This is a genomic window from Candidatus Avelusimicrobium sp. (assembly GCF_051874775.1).
GTDB lineage: Bacteria > Elusimicrobiota > Elusimicrobia > Elusimicrobiales > Elusimicrobiaceae > Avelusimicrobium.
Map to the genome: position 1 here is coordinate 81,753 of NZ_JBJEGE010000034.1, position 13,112 is coordinate 94,864.

Here is a 13,112-nt window from a genome sequence, read left to right on the forward strand (position 1 = left end):
TTAGTCAACCGGCGAACTACAATCCACAGTCCGCAAAACGGAACGCTATCCCGCAAGACGTGCCGCTAATTTGCTAAAATAGATTATATGATTTTAGAAGGACGCACCCTAGCCGCCCAAATCCGCCAAACCCTCCCCCAAAGGGCGGAGGCCGTTCGCCGAAAATTGGGCCGCGCCATTAAACTGTGCGCCATCGGTTCCACCGATGACTATGGAGCGCACCTGTACCTAAAAAAAGAAACCGAAGCTGCTCAAAAAACAGGCATAGAAACAGAAATTTTTGAAGTAAACCGCCAAACACCCGCGGCCGATTTTCTGGCCTTGGTGGAAAAATTATCTGCCGACGATTCCGTGGACGCTATTTTAATTCCGCGGCCGCTTCCGGCGCACTTGGCTGCCACCAACTTTGCCGACAAAATCGCTCCGCAAAAAGATATTGACGGAATGTCCAACGTCAATATGGGCAATCTCTTTTTATGCAAAACGTGGGCGGAAGTTTTGGCGCTGCCTTGCTTTGTCTCCAGCACGGCAATGGCGGTTATCCGGCTGCTTTTGTTTCACGGCGTGAAACTGGAGGGAATAGAAGCCGCCGTTATTGGCCGTTCCATTACTGTGGGGCGTCCGCTGGCGCATCTTTTAACGTGCCAAAACGCCACAGTAAAAATCTGTCATACCCACACCGATTTGCCGCGCGCGCTAACAGACGCAGACCTCATCTGCTCAGCCGCAGGCAAAACCGGTCTTTTGCGTGCGGAATGGTTAAAAACCGGCTCATACGTGGCCGATATCTCCACCAACTGGGATGAAAAAACTAACCGCTTGTGCGGAGATGCGTCGCCAGAAGAATTAGAGGCACACGGCGTATCTTATTCGCCCGTTCCCGGAGGCGTAGGGCCGGTAACGCTTGCGGTACTGCTTGAAAACATTATATTATCTGGGGAAAGGAAATTATAAGGAGAACGGTATGAAAACAATTTCTAAACTGCTGGTATTACTGCTGTGCGCGGGCATTCTCTCCGCTTGCAACACCAATGCCCAAAAAAGAGAAAAATATAACCGCAAAATCTATCTAACCGAACAGGACTATCTGGACGACCTCTCTCCGACGGCTGCACTTGAACGGCGGGAAACCGCACCGCTTGTGGAGTCGGAATATATTTTTAATGTCGGACCGGAAGAAGATAAAACCATTTATTTCTTTGACGACCGTCAACAGCCCAAAGTCCCCGGCCAACCTAGCGAAGCCGACTATAAGAAAGAAAAACGCCTTTGGCAGAAACCCAAACGCTATACGCCCGAAGAATACTACGGTATGCAGGGCGGCGGCGAAGCAGAAGAAAGCGCCTCGCAGGACAGCAACGCTTACAGTTACGACTATTAATCACGAATACAAAACCCCCGTCCGACAGAACGGGGGTTTTGTATATGGTAAAAACGACCGGAGCACGGCAAAAGATGTTTTGGCGCGCCACAAGTTACAAAAACATTCCGATTTTATCCGTAAAAATACCGTCAGCCCCTTCCTCCGCCAAACGCGCGGCTTGCTCCATATCGTTGACCGTATACAGATAAATTTTCAATCCGTGTTCGCGGCATACGCGGGCAATCTGCGGCGTAAAACGCGTGTGATTTAAGTGCACGCTTTCCGCCCCCAACGTTTGCGCGGCGGAAACGTCAAACGCGCGCGTCAGCAGCCCAATACGTGCGTTTCTATCCAGCGCGCGCAAACGGACCAGCATACCATAATCAAAACTGGAAAAAAGCGTTTGGGGCAGTATTTTGGGAAAATCGTTTTGCAAAAGAGCCAGCAGTTTTTCTTCCAGTCCGCCGTACACGTTCCCATCGTTTTTCAGTTCTATATTGACCGTTTCCAAGCCGGACGCAATAACGGGCAGCACGTCTTTTAAACGCGGAACAAAAACCCGCTCGTTATTAAACGCGTTTTGAAGCGGATACATTTGGAGTTCGGCAAACGTCAAATCTTTAATTTGCACGTCCGCGCCGGCGGTGGATAAAAGGGAATAGTCGTGATGAACCACCAAAACGCCGTCTTGCGTAAGGTGTACATCTAATTCGTAACAGGAGGCTCCTAACTTCTGTGCGCGCCGAAAGGCGGGAACAGTATTTTGAACGGCTTCGGCGGACGCACCGCGATGGGCAAAATAAATCATACTTGCAGTATAAAAAAATAAACGTACGACCGCAAGCCAAAACCAACGGGCAGGATATCCCCCGCCCGTTGGTTGGCGTTTCAAAATACAAGGTTATTTTAACAGCAATGCTTTGGCGGCTTCAATCAGCGCATTTAAGTGTTTTTCGCCGACGAACGTTTCTGCATAGATTTTTACAATATTCTCCGTACCTGACGGACGTACTAAAAACCACGAACTTTGCAGGTACACTTTAATTCCATCCGTATCGCGCACACGGGTCACGCGTTCGCCCGCCACTTGGTGCAGATTTTCAAAATCCGCCGCTTTCAAACTTTTAATGCGTTTTTTGGTTTCCTCATCGGTCGGCACATCCACCCGCGTATAATACGGCTTTCCGTACTCTGCCGTAAGGCGGTCGTACAAATCAGCGATATCTCCCTCTACGGCCATAATTTCCATCAGCAGACACACGGCTAAAATACCGTCTTTTTCCGGCGTCCAACCGCTAACGGACATTCCGGCACTTTCCTCGCCCGCAAGCACGTATTTGCGCTTGATAATGCCTTCCACAAAGTATTTAAAACCCACATTTACTTCGTCCAGTTTTAATCCAAGTCCGGCCGCAATACGGTCTAACAAGGCCGTCGTGCCCAGCGTGCGGCCAATGGAATAAGCGTCGCGTACTTTATGATGGCGGTACAAATAATCTGCCATTACGCACAGCGCGTGGTTGGGCGGAATCAGTCCGCCTTTTTTGGTGGCGCAGCCGAAGCGGTCGGCGTCCGGATCGCTGGCACCGGCAAAATCGTACGTACCGTCCTCAACAAACTTAATTAGCGGAGACATCGGGTATTTGGACGACGGATCCATACGGATTTTTCCGTCGTGGTCTATCGGAATAAAATAGAATGTGGGGTCCTGAACTTCGCTGACGATATCCATATTATCCAAATGGTATTTTTCTTTAATAGCCTTGTAAAATGCCAAGCTGCTTCCGCCAAGCGGGTGAACGGCAAATTTAAGCGGCGATGCAGATATTTTTTTAAAATCCACAAACCGCGCCAGCGCGTCCACATACGGGGTTACCACGTCGGCATCGCGCACAAGGCCTTGTTTACGCGCTTCGTCCAGCGGAAGCGATTTGATTTCTTCCGGACGAGCCATATATTCGTTGGCATATTTTTCAATCAAAGATGTAAGCGACGCATCCGCCGGACCGCCGTTTTGCGGATTATATTTAAGCCCCATATCCTGCGGCGGATTATGGCTGGCGGTGCCGTTCAAACACGCACTGGCGCGGCCGCTGATGATTTCAAACGAAAATACGGGCGTAGGCAAAGGCATATCAGGCAGAATGACGGCAAGGCCGTTTCCGGTAAGCACCTCGGCACACAGGCGGGCCGTATCGCGCGACATCAAGCGAGTATCCCCTCCGACTAAAACCGGACCGTTGATATTGCGCTCTTTATGCAGCCGCGCCACGGCCTGCGCAATCGCGCGGGCATGCAGCGCACAAAAACCTGCGCCCAGTTGACCACGGTGGCCGGACGTACCAAATTTTACCGCCGCAGGCGCGGAAGAAGGATTAAAAAATTCTTTCTTTAAAGCTTCCGTATTAATTTTTGTCTTTGTTAAAGTACCGGCAAGTTCGCTTACCATATATCAAAATCTCCTTTTGCCATCATTTTGCGCCTGCGGGTTGCACAAGCGCCCGTCTTTTTCTATCATATTATATATCTTAAAATTGCACAACGGGAGCCCCTATGAAAAAAGTATTCGTTTTGATTTTTGCCTTTTTCGCTTTTGTGCCTTTTGCAAAGGCGTCCAATAATATTGCGGACGACTTTCGCAGCCACTTTAACCATAATTCCGATTTGTCCGCTTATAACAAAGACCTTAACGCGTTAATCGGTATCGCCGATTTTCACACCGGACGAGGCACCACTTTCCCCGGGTTCGACATCGGCGCCACAATGACCGCCGTCAAGCCTTCCTCCAGCAATAACATTTCTTCCGAAGATTACATCTATACCGGCTTTTTATCCGCCGAAACCACAATCCCCGTAGTGGGGCTTGGTGTCGTCGTGCGCGGCACGGATATGAACGGTTTGGAATCGTTGGGCGGCGGGCTTAAATATAATTTTTCCGTACTGGACACCGTACACTTTGCGCTTGGCGCGTTTTACGACCGCGCCAAAACCGAATGGTACACGCAGGATCACTATTCCGCTTCCGCTTCGGCGTCTATGAATGTATTGTTCTTAACGCCCTATGTGGGGATCGGTTACGATTACGGCGAAATTGAAACACGCGGGTTTTCCCACAACCGTTCTTCTTCCGACGGTGCCGTCCGCTATACCGCAGGGGTCAATTTTAAACCGTTCCCGTTTGTATACGTGTTTGCCTCCTACACCAAAACCGCCGGAAACGACGGCTTTCAGGGCGGGGTAGGCTTAAATTTCTAATTTCTCAATATATATGAGCTATAAAACGGAACTCAAAAATTTCTTTGCAGACAACTGCCTGTTTGACGAACCGATGGAACGGCATACTACCTACCGTACCGGTGGTCCGGCGGAAGTGTATGTTTATCCCAAAACGCCGGAAGAATGGAGTTTTGTTTTAAAGCTCGCGCAGGCGGAAAACATACCGCTGCGCATTATTGGTTTTGGTTCCAATATTTTAGTAGGCGGCAAAGGCGTGGGAGGAATCGTTTGTTCCACCAAACGGATGGACGGCGTAACCGTAGAAGGGGAACACATCAAAGCTCAAGCCGGCACAGCCTTGGACAAAGTATGCGAACTGGCCTGCGAAGCAGGCCTGGCAGGAATGGAAAAACTTTCCGGCATACCGGGCAGCGTCGGCGGCGCCGTATATATGAATGCCGGCGCATTCGGGCAGGAGACGTTTGACTGTTTGGAATATTTTGATGTCATCAATTTTGAAGGACGCCCCGCCACGCTTTTAAAAGAAGATTTAAAATATGCCTACCGCAAAGTGGAAGGAATTGAAAATTATATTGTATTGTCGGCCTCGTTCAAGCTGACGAAAGGCGACTTTACGCAGCTTATCGCCACGCGCAACTCCGTTTTGCACAAACGCATTGAAAAACAACCGCTTGAATATCCGTCCGCCGGAAGCGTATTTAAACGGCCGGAAGGGGATTACGCTTCGCGCCTGATTGACGACACGGGCCTGCGCGGGCTGTCCGTCGGCGGAGCGAAAGTGTCCGAAAAACACGCGGGGTTTATCGTCAATTTCAACCGAGCCACGCCGGAGGACGTCAAAACGCTGATGGATGAAGTTCGCCAAAAAGTAAAAGAAAAACACGGCGTGGAGTTGGAACTGGAACAAATTTTATGGGGTGAATTTGAGTAATTGCCCCGCGGGAAAAAGATTTTTAAAATTTGTTGACGTACCCTATTAATTTAAGTTAAAATATAAGTACGAAAGAATTTGAGAAGTGAATGGAGCCGTGGTGTAGCCTGGTTAACACGCTGCCCTGTCAAGGCAGAGACCGCGAGTTCGAATCTCGTCGGCTCCGTATTTTAGTTTTGAATAATTAGCATAAATCCCCGTTGAGGCAAAAGCCCGACGGGGATTTTTTTATGCGCGACTTTCAGCATGAGAATTTTGGCAAGTTTTTGCGAATTGTGGTAAATCTTTTGTTTTTATGCTGACAAGGTTAAGCAGGAAGTTGTCCTTGTCCCTTGTATCTAAGCTCTAACTAAGAGGATTAACAATAAATGTTTTACAAATCAAACCACTGAATTTTTATTTGGCATCATACCACGATTTTGGAATCAAGGCTTCACCATCACTCCAATTTGCCACAATATGTTTATATTTATCAGGGATATTCCCCCATATTGACTCCCCAGCATGATCAGAAACAATGATTTGCAAATTTCCTTTTGCGTCTCTAGCGGCATCTTCAAATGTTTTAAATATTTTTTTTACTTGTTCAACATCACTACCGCTATTCATATTGTTATCTTTGGTAAAAAGTTTTTGTGGAAAATAGACCTGGCTAGGTTGGTCATATATTACAAAATTAAGCATGGGCAATTCCCGCTCTAAAAAATGAAAATGGAATCCCAAAAGAACTCCTATATGAAACGCAACCCAATTGGAACCACTTCCCGTTTCCCATAAATAGAAATCCATCTCATCCGATTCTTCTTTCTTAACTTTTATGGTCATGTCGTCTTTGACAAATTGCGAAATGTAATGAAATTCCTTAATATCAGGAAGATATTTTTGTCCATGTTTAATAATATTATCCATGCACTCTTTATACTGCCTTCTTACATCGTTAACCTGTATTGTATTTATCTCTGCTTGTACTTTATTGATATCAGCCAATAAGTTCTCATCCTTGGAATTTGCTAAATCTAATAACAATTTGGATTTAATTATTATATCTTCATATATTGTTTCAACTATATCTTTCTCTTTTTTAATTTTTGTTATCTCCAAGATTTTATGTTTCACTTGTTCAATCTGCAAAGAGATAGTTTGTATTTCTCTATCGATATCCATCAGTTTTTTAGTATATAAAGAAATTTCTGGTCTCAATGTTTGATTTAAATTTTTCGTAATATTCGCCAAATTAGAGCATAATTCTTCCACATCCCCTATACAAGATACCTCTTCAACATTTTTTTCACAAAAAGCCCGAATAAACTCTACTATTTCTAACCGATCTTTTCTGATTGCTTGTTTTTGATTGCGATCTCTTAATAATTGTATTAGTTTTTCGATATATTCTTTCTGCGTTTGAAGAGAAATCAGTCTATTATTGAGCGGCGTAATTTCTTTGTTCAGATCATTTAATAAATCGCTAATAGAATCTGCTTGTGCTAGATTAGGCGCCAAATCTCTAATTGTCTTTTTGGAAATAATCTGTAAAATATTTTTATAATCTCTAATGTCTTTTATGTTCTCTGTATATTTTTTATCTACTAATCCATATTTAATAGCTTGCGCAATAATTGAAGTGGCCCTCGTCAATTGCCGCTCCTTGCTTTTTCTATAATTTTCATCGTTCTTTTGCAATTCTTCTAGTCGTTTCTTCAATTCCTCTGCTTTAGCATTGTTTTCAATATTTTCAGGAGTTTCGGCCCCAATAACAAGATTAAAAACAGGTAGCATCAACTTCTTATATTTTGAAACATCCATTTTATATAACAAACAATTCGGATTAGCCACTATATACTGTGGTTGAAAATTAAATGTTACCAAATCTCTGAAACTTAATCGTGCATTTCTTATTCCCATTGAATATTTAGGTTCGCAGAATGGAACACCCATTATTTTATTAAAATTAATTTTAAATTCATCAATGGATTGCTCCTTGGTCATATCTAAATGTTCAGGTATTGTCTGCATGTCTTCCAAAACAATTATCTTCCTGCTTGACTCATCAAGATTTTCTCGAGCCAATAACACTTTAGTTCCTGAAACATTTAATACGATCCCAAAGTAAGCAGAGAAGTCACGGATGAGTCCAACCGGAATTTTATTCTGCGTACTTCCCAAACAATAATCAATTATCGGAATGATTGCAGATTTACCTGTTTGAGAAAGCCCATGAATAATATTAATTTTGCCTGTTGAAAATGTTAAGATCCTAGGCTTTAAATTTGGGTTTTTAGCCCAAATAATAATACTTTCTATTTGCATATTTTTCATTATAAAACAATCTCCAAATTTTTCACAGCTTTATTAAGATCAGTATCATCAGCATAAATTTTAGCCAGTACAGCCACGGCTCCCTCAAGAGTGCTTAATTCTTTATTTAAGTTACAACTAGGAAATATAATATTACGCGGCTTTATATACCCCTTTGAAGTAAGTTCTATCAACTTCGTATCTATAGCAAAAACAATCGATGTCATGATAAATTCTCGAAATCTTATTATCACGCCGTTTATAGTCCCTAATGTCAGATTGCTATTGAGTTTACCAATGTACCCAATTTTTTCATAAAATTTGCTGATCTTAGTAGTCTTATAAGATTTACCGTTAGCATCTAAGAAATATAAAATTTCTCGCGTTTCTTTGACCATTATCAAAGGAATAAATATAAAAATATCAAGCAAACTGACATAATCTTTTTTTCTCTTATAAAAAAGATTTGCAAATGTATATATTAGGAATGCTCCCAATGCAGGATTTTGTATATCATTACAATATTGTTTATATATCTTTTTCATAAAAATCTTTAAATTTTTCTTGATATTTATAATGCCAGCCAACTGAATGTCTATCGTTCACATGCTTGTTGGCCATATTATTATAGATACCCCTTGTTACCCTTTTCTCTGATCCTTGAATTAGTAAAGATTTTGGTCGCATTTTCTCTCGGCAGCATCTCTCATATAATTCTGCTCCATCATATCTCTGATTCTTCCTTGCCAAATAATTTTTATGTTCTATCCATTCTGCCTTTGCTTCATCATATATCTTCCTAATCTCTAGAGCACTGAGATATCCGTTCATTAAGCAATCGATACATAATGCATCCCAAGCGACACAATCTATGATTGCATTTTCTATAGAGCCTTCGAGTCCTATCTCTTCCAATTGCTTGGCCATCAAAGACTTTTCTAGGCTCTTCACTTTACTGGGATCCACATCTGCAATATCTGGGAAATGATAAGTTTTTACACGATTATATCTATCCTTATAAAAATCGAACTGTTCTCTTGTAAATTCAATTAACTTGGCCTCTTTCAACTCAGGATTCTCTAGAACCAGGCCGAAACATCCCTTGATATGAATATTAAAGGCCCGAACAGGATGAAATAATTCGCCATATTGTTGTTCTAGCAACTTCTCAAAATCTTCCGAAGATGTAGTATTAGGCTGTTCAATATAAAAAGAAGTTAAAATTAACTTAACCAAGTCCTTATCTTTATTCATAACTTCAAAATATCTTTTGATTTCATCAGAATGAGACTCGGTTTTAAAATACTTTTCTTGCTTTTCCCAGATTTGATCAAAATTGTTATTTTTTTTAATATTTAAAAAATCATTTGCCAAAGGACCGATCTTACATTTGTTCCATGTATAAATAACAAACTTCGTATCAGGTCTCAACAGTTCTCTTTTATTACTAATCACAGTAAACCAATTATATAATGTATTCCATAAATCCTTCGAATGATCAGTGAAATTACAAGGAGATTTATATTTTATCTGCTCCATTTTTTTGATTTTATTATCGTAATCAAACACAGACACATCGTCCAAATGTTCTATCTGTACTTTTGCAACCGAGGCGTCCGATATGATGTGATACAACGCTCTAGGAGCTTCCACAAAATATCCAAGAAAAGAATCCACTTTTTCATTCGCTGATTTTTCCATACATATATTATAGCTAAAAACTAATTATTTACAACTAATAATTGATAATTATTTAGAAGTATATAATACTTTTGTAAAAAGTTGCTCTTGTTCTTGCCAATTTGAGACTTTTATTGAGAGCAATTTTTTGAGTGTGCAATCGGCTGGTTGGGTGCCGTTTAGGATAGCCCGTACGATCTTAGGGGATAAAAAACTCAAATTGAGGATCCTGCGCACATATTGCACACATACTTTTTCTCTATTGGCTATTTCTTGGGTAGTTTTTCCATCTAATATTTTTTGGTGCCAAGCGCATGCTTGATTTAAGATTTTGATAAGTTCTTTGTTGGGTTGTTTTGTAGGCTTGACAAATTGGCCTACTATAACTTTGGCCCCATTAGCTACCGTTCCTATACGATATGCTTCCGTATAAGTGGTTTCATTTTTTAGTTTCTCAGGTTTAAGCAAACTCATTTCTCTATTCTCATAAATGGCATTTAATAACTCCATAACTTGCTCTTGATATAGCGTGATTTCTATCTTGTTGAAGTGCAACTGCACGCGTTTAATGAGTGATTTTTCTACATCCCGTGTTATCGGATATGACGGTAGTCGTTTAATAACTTCCTTTTGCTTACTTACTCCAAACTGTTGGATATACGGATATATTTTTGTTTTATCCTTCAAAAACTCACTAAACCAATTATCTATAAATTGCTCTAACTTTGGGAGAGATACCTTATTGACCTTCCCCACCTTACCCGGTTCTTTACGGATAAGTGCTTGGCTGACATAATAGCGATATTTCTTACCGCCACTGCCTGTGCTCCAACTCGGGCTCATGGCATTATCTTTATCGTCATACAACTTACCGGCTAAGAGACTTTTACTAGGGTCATAATGTTGGCGGTTAATGCGATTATTGGCCATTACTGTTTGGACCTGTTCAAATAAAGATTTATCTATGATCCCTTGGTGCTCTCCCTGGTACCAAGTACCTTTATGGCCTACTAATCCAATATAGGCTTTATTGCGCAAAATACAGTTTAAGTTCCCTACGGATATATTGTACCCTTGTTCCGCGAGCCAATCTTTTAGAAGTGTGGTGCTTTTAAGGACTACATACTTTTGGAATATGCTAGTAACGAGTTTTGCCTTTTCTTCATCCGGATATATCTTTTTATCTTTACGATAATACCCTAATGGCGGTTTACCACCCATCCACATACCTTTTTTCTTACTTACGCTAATCTTATCCCGAATACGCTCCCCCGTCACTTCCTGCTCAAATTGGGCAAATGAAAGTATCATATTTAATGTGAGCCGCCCCATACTGGTAGTGGTGTTAAAATGTTGGGTAATAGATACAAACGAGGCCTTATGTTTATCTAATACTTCTACTATCTTGCTAAAGTCCATTAAACTGCGGGTTAAACGGTCTATTTTGTAAACAACGATAATATCAACAAGACCGTTTTGAACATCTTGGAGTAGTCGTTTTAGGGCCGGCCTTTCCATATTGCCGCCTGAATACCCGCCATCATCATATTCGGTAGGTAACAACTGCCAATTCTCGTGCTTTTGGCTTTTAATATACGCCTCACACGCTTCTCGTTGAGCTTGTAAACTATTAAACTCTTGCTCTAAGCCTTCTTCCGTTGATTTGCGCGTATAGATTGCACAACGTATTTTTTTATCATTCATTTCTTCACTCCAAAGAATACATTTCCGTTCCAACTCTTACCTGTGATAGCTTTGGCTACACCGGATAGACTTTTGTAGAGTGTATTCTCATATAGATACCCATTGGCAACGATTTCTACTTCGTATTTAAGCCCTTGGTAGGAACGGATTAGTTTTGAACCTATCTCAAGAGTAGCTTTTGGGCGTTTATCGGTAGTTTTGGCAGCTTGGGCCACTTCATGAAAAAAGCCAAGCGGAAAAATCTTCTCACGCTTGGCTTGTTCATACCATAACAAGTATTTAATAATCAAACTTCGCCCGATTGATGGTACAGGCCGGCCTATTAACTCCAGCCATTTTAACTCTAATTTCCGCGTGGTTAAATGTGTATAGTTTTGCATATTCTCTCCTATACACATTACCGCTTATAACGCCAAGGAAGTCAAGTTAAAATTCAGTACCAATATAGTCAATAGCATCTAGCCCGGCATCAAAAGCATATTCGTAATAATCTTCCCGCCGCCCTGTGCCCAAATGGTGACATAAGCACATCATCCAAGGCCCGTAATCCGCGGCACTACTTGCAGGATAGGTGCGCCATACACCAAACATCAAAAGCGGGTCCTTGAACCATTTACCGTATTTAGTTAAAAACATCAGAATATCATTGGGAGTTAGTTTGTCCACCAATTGGCGCGGCGCACCCTCCGTAGGGTTAGTTATATACTTTCCGTCTTGCATTTTGCCCATACATACAATCGTACCCATCACAGCCGGAGCACCCATACATGTATAAAATGCTACCCCCTCATCTTCGTGTTCAATAGCTTTTAAAACACGTTCATAAATTTGATTAGCCAAATCAATCGGGCTATGATTACAACAATTCATTTTACCCAAAAACGACTCTGCTTCATAGATAAGTTGATAACGCATAAAGTGATGCACAGCTTCCCGCTTTGGATAAATATATCCTCTATTTCTCGTATTTTTGTTACTCAAATAGATAAACAAATCATCCTCAGTTACTTTTTTAGCCGCATACAACGCATCAAAAAGGGCCTCTAATTGCACATCTTCGTCTTCTTTACTGCGCTTCCACACTTCAATAGGTTTATATTCCGCCATCGTTTTCTCCTTTTTTACATAATATAAAAACAATGCGACAACACCTTGTCGGACCATTTAAATACACTATATATACCCCAATTTTAATCACAAGGAACCTAATTATGAAGATAATTTTAAACTATATGGCACCAGCGCCTAAAACAGAGTTAAACGAACAGCAGGAGAGAGAAAAGCTTGAAGTTTTTCTCTTCAAATACATCTCTTCCAAAAGAATCATTACTACCGATTATTTCCGCAAAAACTTTGGACACCGCCTAAAAGGAATTAGATTCCCGGAAGAATTTCAGTGCAAAATAAAAAAATGCTACATTGATTGTTTACACTTATATCTTACCGAACAAAAGGATATCAGTTTCTTATGTTCCCTTGCACAAGAGCACCCAGAATACTATGAAAAAGCAGAAAAATACTTAAAACACTTTTTTCACTCTTTGCTGTATAAGACAGCCCAAACAAAAGATAACTGTAAGGATATGCTTATACCGGGTTATTCGTGGAGCGAGGATTTAGACAAAACTGGATTTATGTTTGCCCCCGCACAGAACCCTAAACAATAAAAAGCGCGACAATACGTCGTCGTTTGCTTTTACTAGACTATAATTACCATAGAGAGTGTACGAGGGGCAAGCCCAAGGACTACACAGCAACCTGCCTAGGCAAGGTGCTAATGCTTGAAAGATGGCTTCTGTTCAAAGGTCATTTTTACAATGGGTTTTCTTATTATACTCCTATGGAATTTACCTTATGGAGTATTTGTATGACCTCAAACTTTGTTGTTAATGACCCTGACTT

Annotated in this window: 13 protein-coding genes, 1 tRNA gene and 1 riboswitch; of the genes, 6 read left to right on the top strand and 8 right to left on the bottom strand. The window is 41.5% G+C overall.

The window, feature by feature from the left end; genetic code table 11:
• Positions 1–87: 87 nt before the first annotated feature.
• The gene (locus ACI351_RS07535) at positions 88–954 is read left to right on the top strand and encodes a bifunctional 5,10-methylenetetrahydrofolate dehydrogenase/5,10-methenyltetrahydrofolate cyclohydrolase (protein WP_439734632.1); all 867 of its coding nucleotides are present in this window, start codon (positions 88–90) and stop codon (positions 952–954) included.
• 10 nt (positions 955–964) lie between these two features.
• Positions 965–1,381: a hypothetical protein gene (locus ACI351_RS07540; RefSeq protein ID WP_439734633.1), complete on the top strand. Its 417-nt coding sequence runs from the start codon at positions 965–967 to the stop codon at positions 1,379–1,381.
• A gap of 94 nt (positions 1,382–1,475) precedes the next feature.
• Here ACI351_RS07540 and ACI351_RS07545 read toward each other — a convergent pair whose 3' ends face one another.
• Both ACI351_RS07545 and ACI351_RS07550 read right to left on the bottom strand, forming a co-directional pair.
• A complete protein-coding gene (locus ACI351_RS07545; protein ID WP_439734634.1) occupies positions 1,476–2,171 on the bottom strand; it encodes a glycerophosphodiester phosphodiesterase in 696 nt (231 codons plus the stop codon).
• Between the two features lie 93 nt (positions 2,172–2,264).
• The gene (locus ACI351_RS07550; RefSeq protein WP_439734635.1) at positions 2,265–3,812 is read right to left on the bottom strand and encodes an alpha-D-glucose phosphate-specific phosphoglucomutase; all 1,548 of its coding nucleotides are present in this window, start codon (positions 3,810–3,812) and stop codon (positions 2,265–2,267) included.
• 104 nt (positions 3,813–3,916) lie between these two features.
• Between ACI351_RS07550 and ACI351_RS07555 the strand changes: the two genes are divergently transcribed.
• From ACI351_RS07555 to ACI351_RS07565, 3 genes are all read left to right on the top strand, one after another.
• Positions 3,917–4,618 carry a hypothetical protein gene (locus ACI351_RS07555; protein WP_439734636.1) on the top strand — a complete coding sequence of 234 codons (702 nt, stop codon included), beginning with the start codon at positions 3,917–3,919 and terminating at the stop codon, positions 4,616–4,618.
• Between the two features lie 13 nt (positions 4,619–4,631).
• A complete protein-coding gene (murB, locus tag ACI351_RS07560) occupies positions 4,632–5,531 on the top strand; it encodes a UDP-N-acetylmuramate dehydrogenase (RefSeq protein ID WP_439734637.1) in 900 nt (299 codons plus the stop codon).
• Positions 5,532–5,622: 91 nt separating this feature from the next.
• A tRNA-Asp gene (locus ACI351_RS07565) sits at positions 5,623–5,697 on the top strand.
• Between the two features lie 230 nt (positions 5,698–5,927).
• Here ACI351_RS07565 and ACI351_RS07570 read toward each other — a convergent pair.
• The 6 genes from ACI351_RS07570 to ACI351_RS07595 are packed head-to-tail and all read right to left on the bottom strand — an operon-like array spanning position 5,928 to position 12,317.
• The gene (locus tag ACI351_RS07570) at positions 5,928–7,847 is read right to left on the bottom strand and encodes a DUF3732 domain-containing protein (protein ID WP_439734638.1); all 1,920 of its coding nucleotides are present in this window, start codon (positions 7,845–7,847) and stop codon (positions 5,928–5,930) included.
• A complete protein-coding gene (locus ACI351_RS07575; protein WP_439734639.1) occupies positions 7,847–8,371 on the bottom strand; it encodes a three component ABC system middle component in 525 nt (174 codons plus the stop codon). Before ACI351_RS07575 ends, ACI351_RS07570 begins: the two co-directional genes overlap by 1 nt.
• Positions 8,355–9,527: a hypothetical protein gene (locus ACI351_RS07580; protein WP_439734640.1), complete on the bottom strand. Its 1,173-nt coding sequence runs from the start codon at positions 9,525–9,527 to the stop codon at positions 8,355–8,357. The genes ACI351_RS07575 and ACI351_RS07580 overlap by 17 nt, the downstream gene beginning before the upstream one ends.
• 48 nt (positions 9,528–9,575) lie before the next feature.
• Positions 9,576–11,210 (bottom strand): recombinase family protein, encoded by a 1,635-nt coding sequence (locus tag ACI351_RS07585; protein WP_439734641.1) that lies wholly within the window; start codon positions 11,208–11,210, stop codon positions 9,576–9,578.
• Entirely contained in the window at positions 11,207–11,590 is a 384-nt protein-coding gene (locus ACI351_RS07590) for a DUF2924 domain-containing protein (protein WP_439734642.1), read from the bottom strand. Before ACI351_RS07590 ends, ACI351_RS07585 begins: the two co-directional genes overlap by 4 nt.
• Before the next feature lie 46 nt (positions 11,591–11,636).
• Entirely contained in the window at positions 11,637–12,317 is a 681-nt protein-coding gene (locus ACI351_RS07595) for a hypothetical protein (protein WP_439734643.1), read from the bottom strand.
• Positions 12,318–12,421: 104 nt separating this feature from the next.
• Between ACI351_RS07595 and ACI351_RS07600 the strand changes: the two genes are divergently transcribed.
• Positions 12,422–12,877 (top strand): hypothetical protein, encoded by a 456-nt coding sequence (locus tag ACI351_RS07600; protein ID WP_439734644.1) that lies wholly within the window; start codon positions 12,422–12,424, stop codon positions 12,875–12,877.
• Between the two features lie 43 nt (positions 12,878–12,920).
• Positions 12,921–13,019: riboswitch (SAM riboswitch) on the top strand.
• The last annotated feature ends 93 nt before the right edge of the window (positions 13,020–13,112 follow it).

What these genes read in the sequence shown, in the direction of transcription:
- murB (WP_439734637.1), top strand. Translation starts at nt 4,632, where the DNA reads ATGAGCTATAAAACGGAACTCAAAAATTTCTTTGCAGACAACTGCCTG.
- ACI351_RS07535 (WP_439734632.1), top strand. Translation starts at nt 88, where the DNA reads ATGATTTTAGAAGGACGCACCCTAGCCGCCCAAATCCGCCAAACCCTC.
- ACI351_RS07570 (WP_439734638.1), bottom strand. Translation starts at nt 7,847, where the DNA reads ATGAAAAATATGCAAATAGAAAGTATTATTATTTGGGCTAAAAACCCA.
- ACI351_RS07550 (WP_439734635.1), bottom strand. Translation starts at nt 3,812, where the DNA reads ATGGTAAGCGAACTTGCCGGTACTTTAACAAAGACAAAAATTAATACG.
- ACI351_RS07580 (WP_439734640.1), bottom strand. Translation starts at nt 9,527, where the DNA reads ATGGAAAAATCAGCGAATGAAAAAGTGGATTCTTTTCTTGGATATTTT.
- ACI351_RS07585 (WP_439734641.1), bottom strand. Translation starts at nt 11,210, where the DNA reads ATGAATGATAAAAAAATACGTTGTGCAATCTATACGCGCAAATCAACG.
- ACI351_RS07545 (WP_439734634.1), bottom strand. Translation starts at nt 2,171, where the DNA reads ATGATTTATTTTGCCCATCGCGGTGCGTCCGCCGAAGCCGTTCAAAAT.
- ACI351_RS07575 (WP_439734639.1), bottom strand. Translation starts at nt 8,371, where the DNA reads ATGAAAAAGATATATAAACAATATTGTAATGATATACAAAATCCTGCA.
- ACI351_RS07600 (WP_439734644.1), top strand. Translation starts at nt 12,422, where the DNA reads ATGAAGATAATTTTAAACTATATGGCACCAGCGCCTAAAACAGAGTTA.
- ACI351_RS07595 (WP_439734643.1), bottom strand. Translation starts at nt 12,317, where the DNA reads ATGGCGGAATATAAACCTATTGAAGTGTGGAAGCGCAGTAAAGAAGAC.
- ACI351_RS07540 (WP_439734633.1), top strand. Translation starts at nt 965, where the DNA reads ATGAAAACAATTTCTAAACTGCTGGTATTACTGCTGTGCGCGGGCATT.
- ACI351_RS07590 (WP_439734642.1), bottom strand. Translation starts at nt 11,590, where the DNA reads ATGCAAAACTATACACATTTAACCACGCGGAAATTAGAGTTAAAATGG.
- ACI351_RS07555 (WP_439734636.1), top strand. Translation starts at nt 3,917, where the DNA reads ATGAAAAAAGTATTCGTTTTGATTTTTGCCTTTTTCGCTTTTGTGCCT.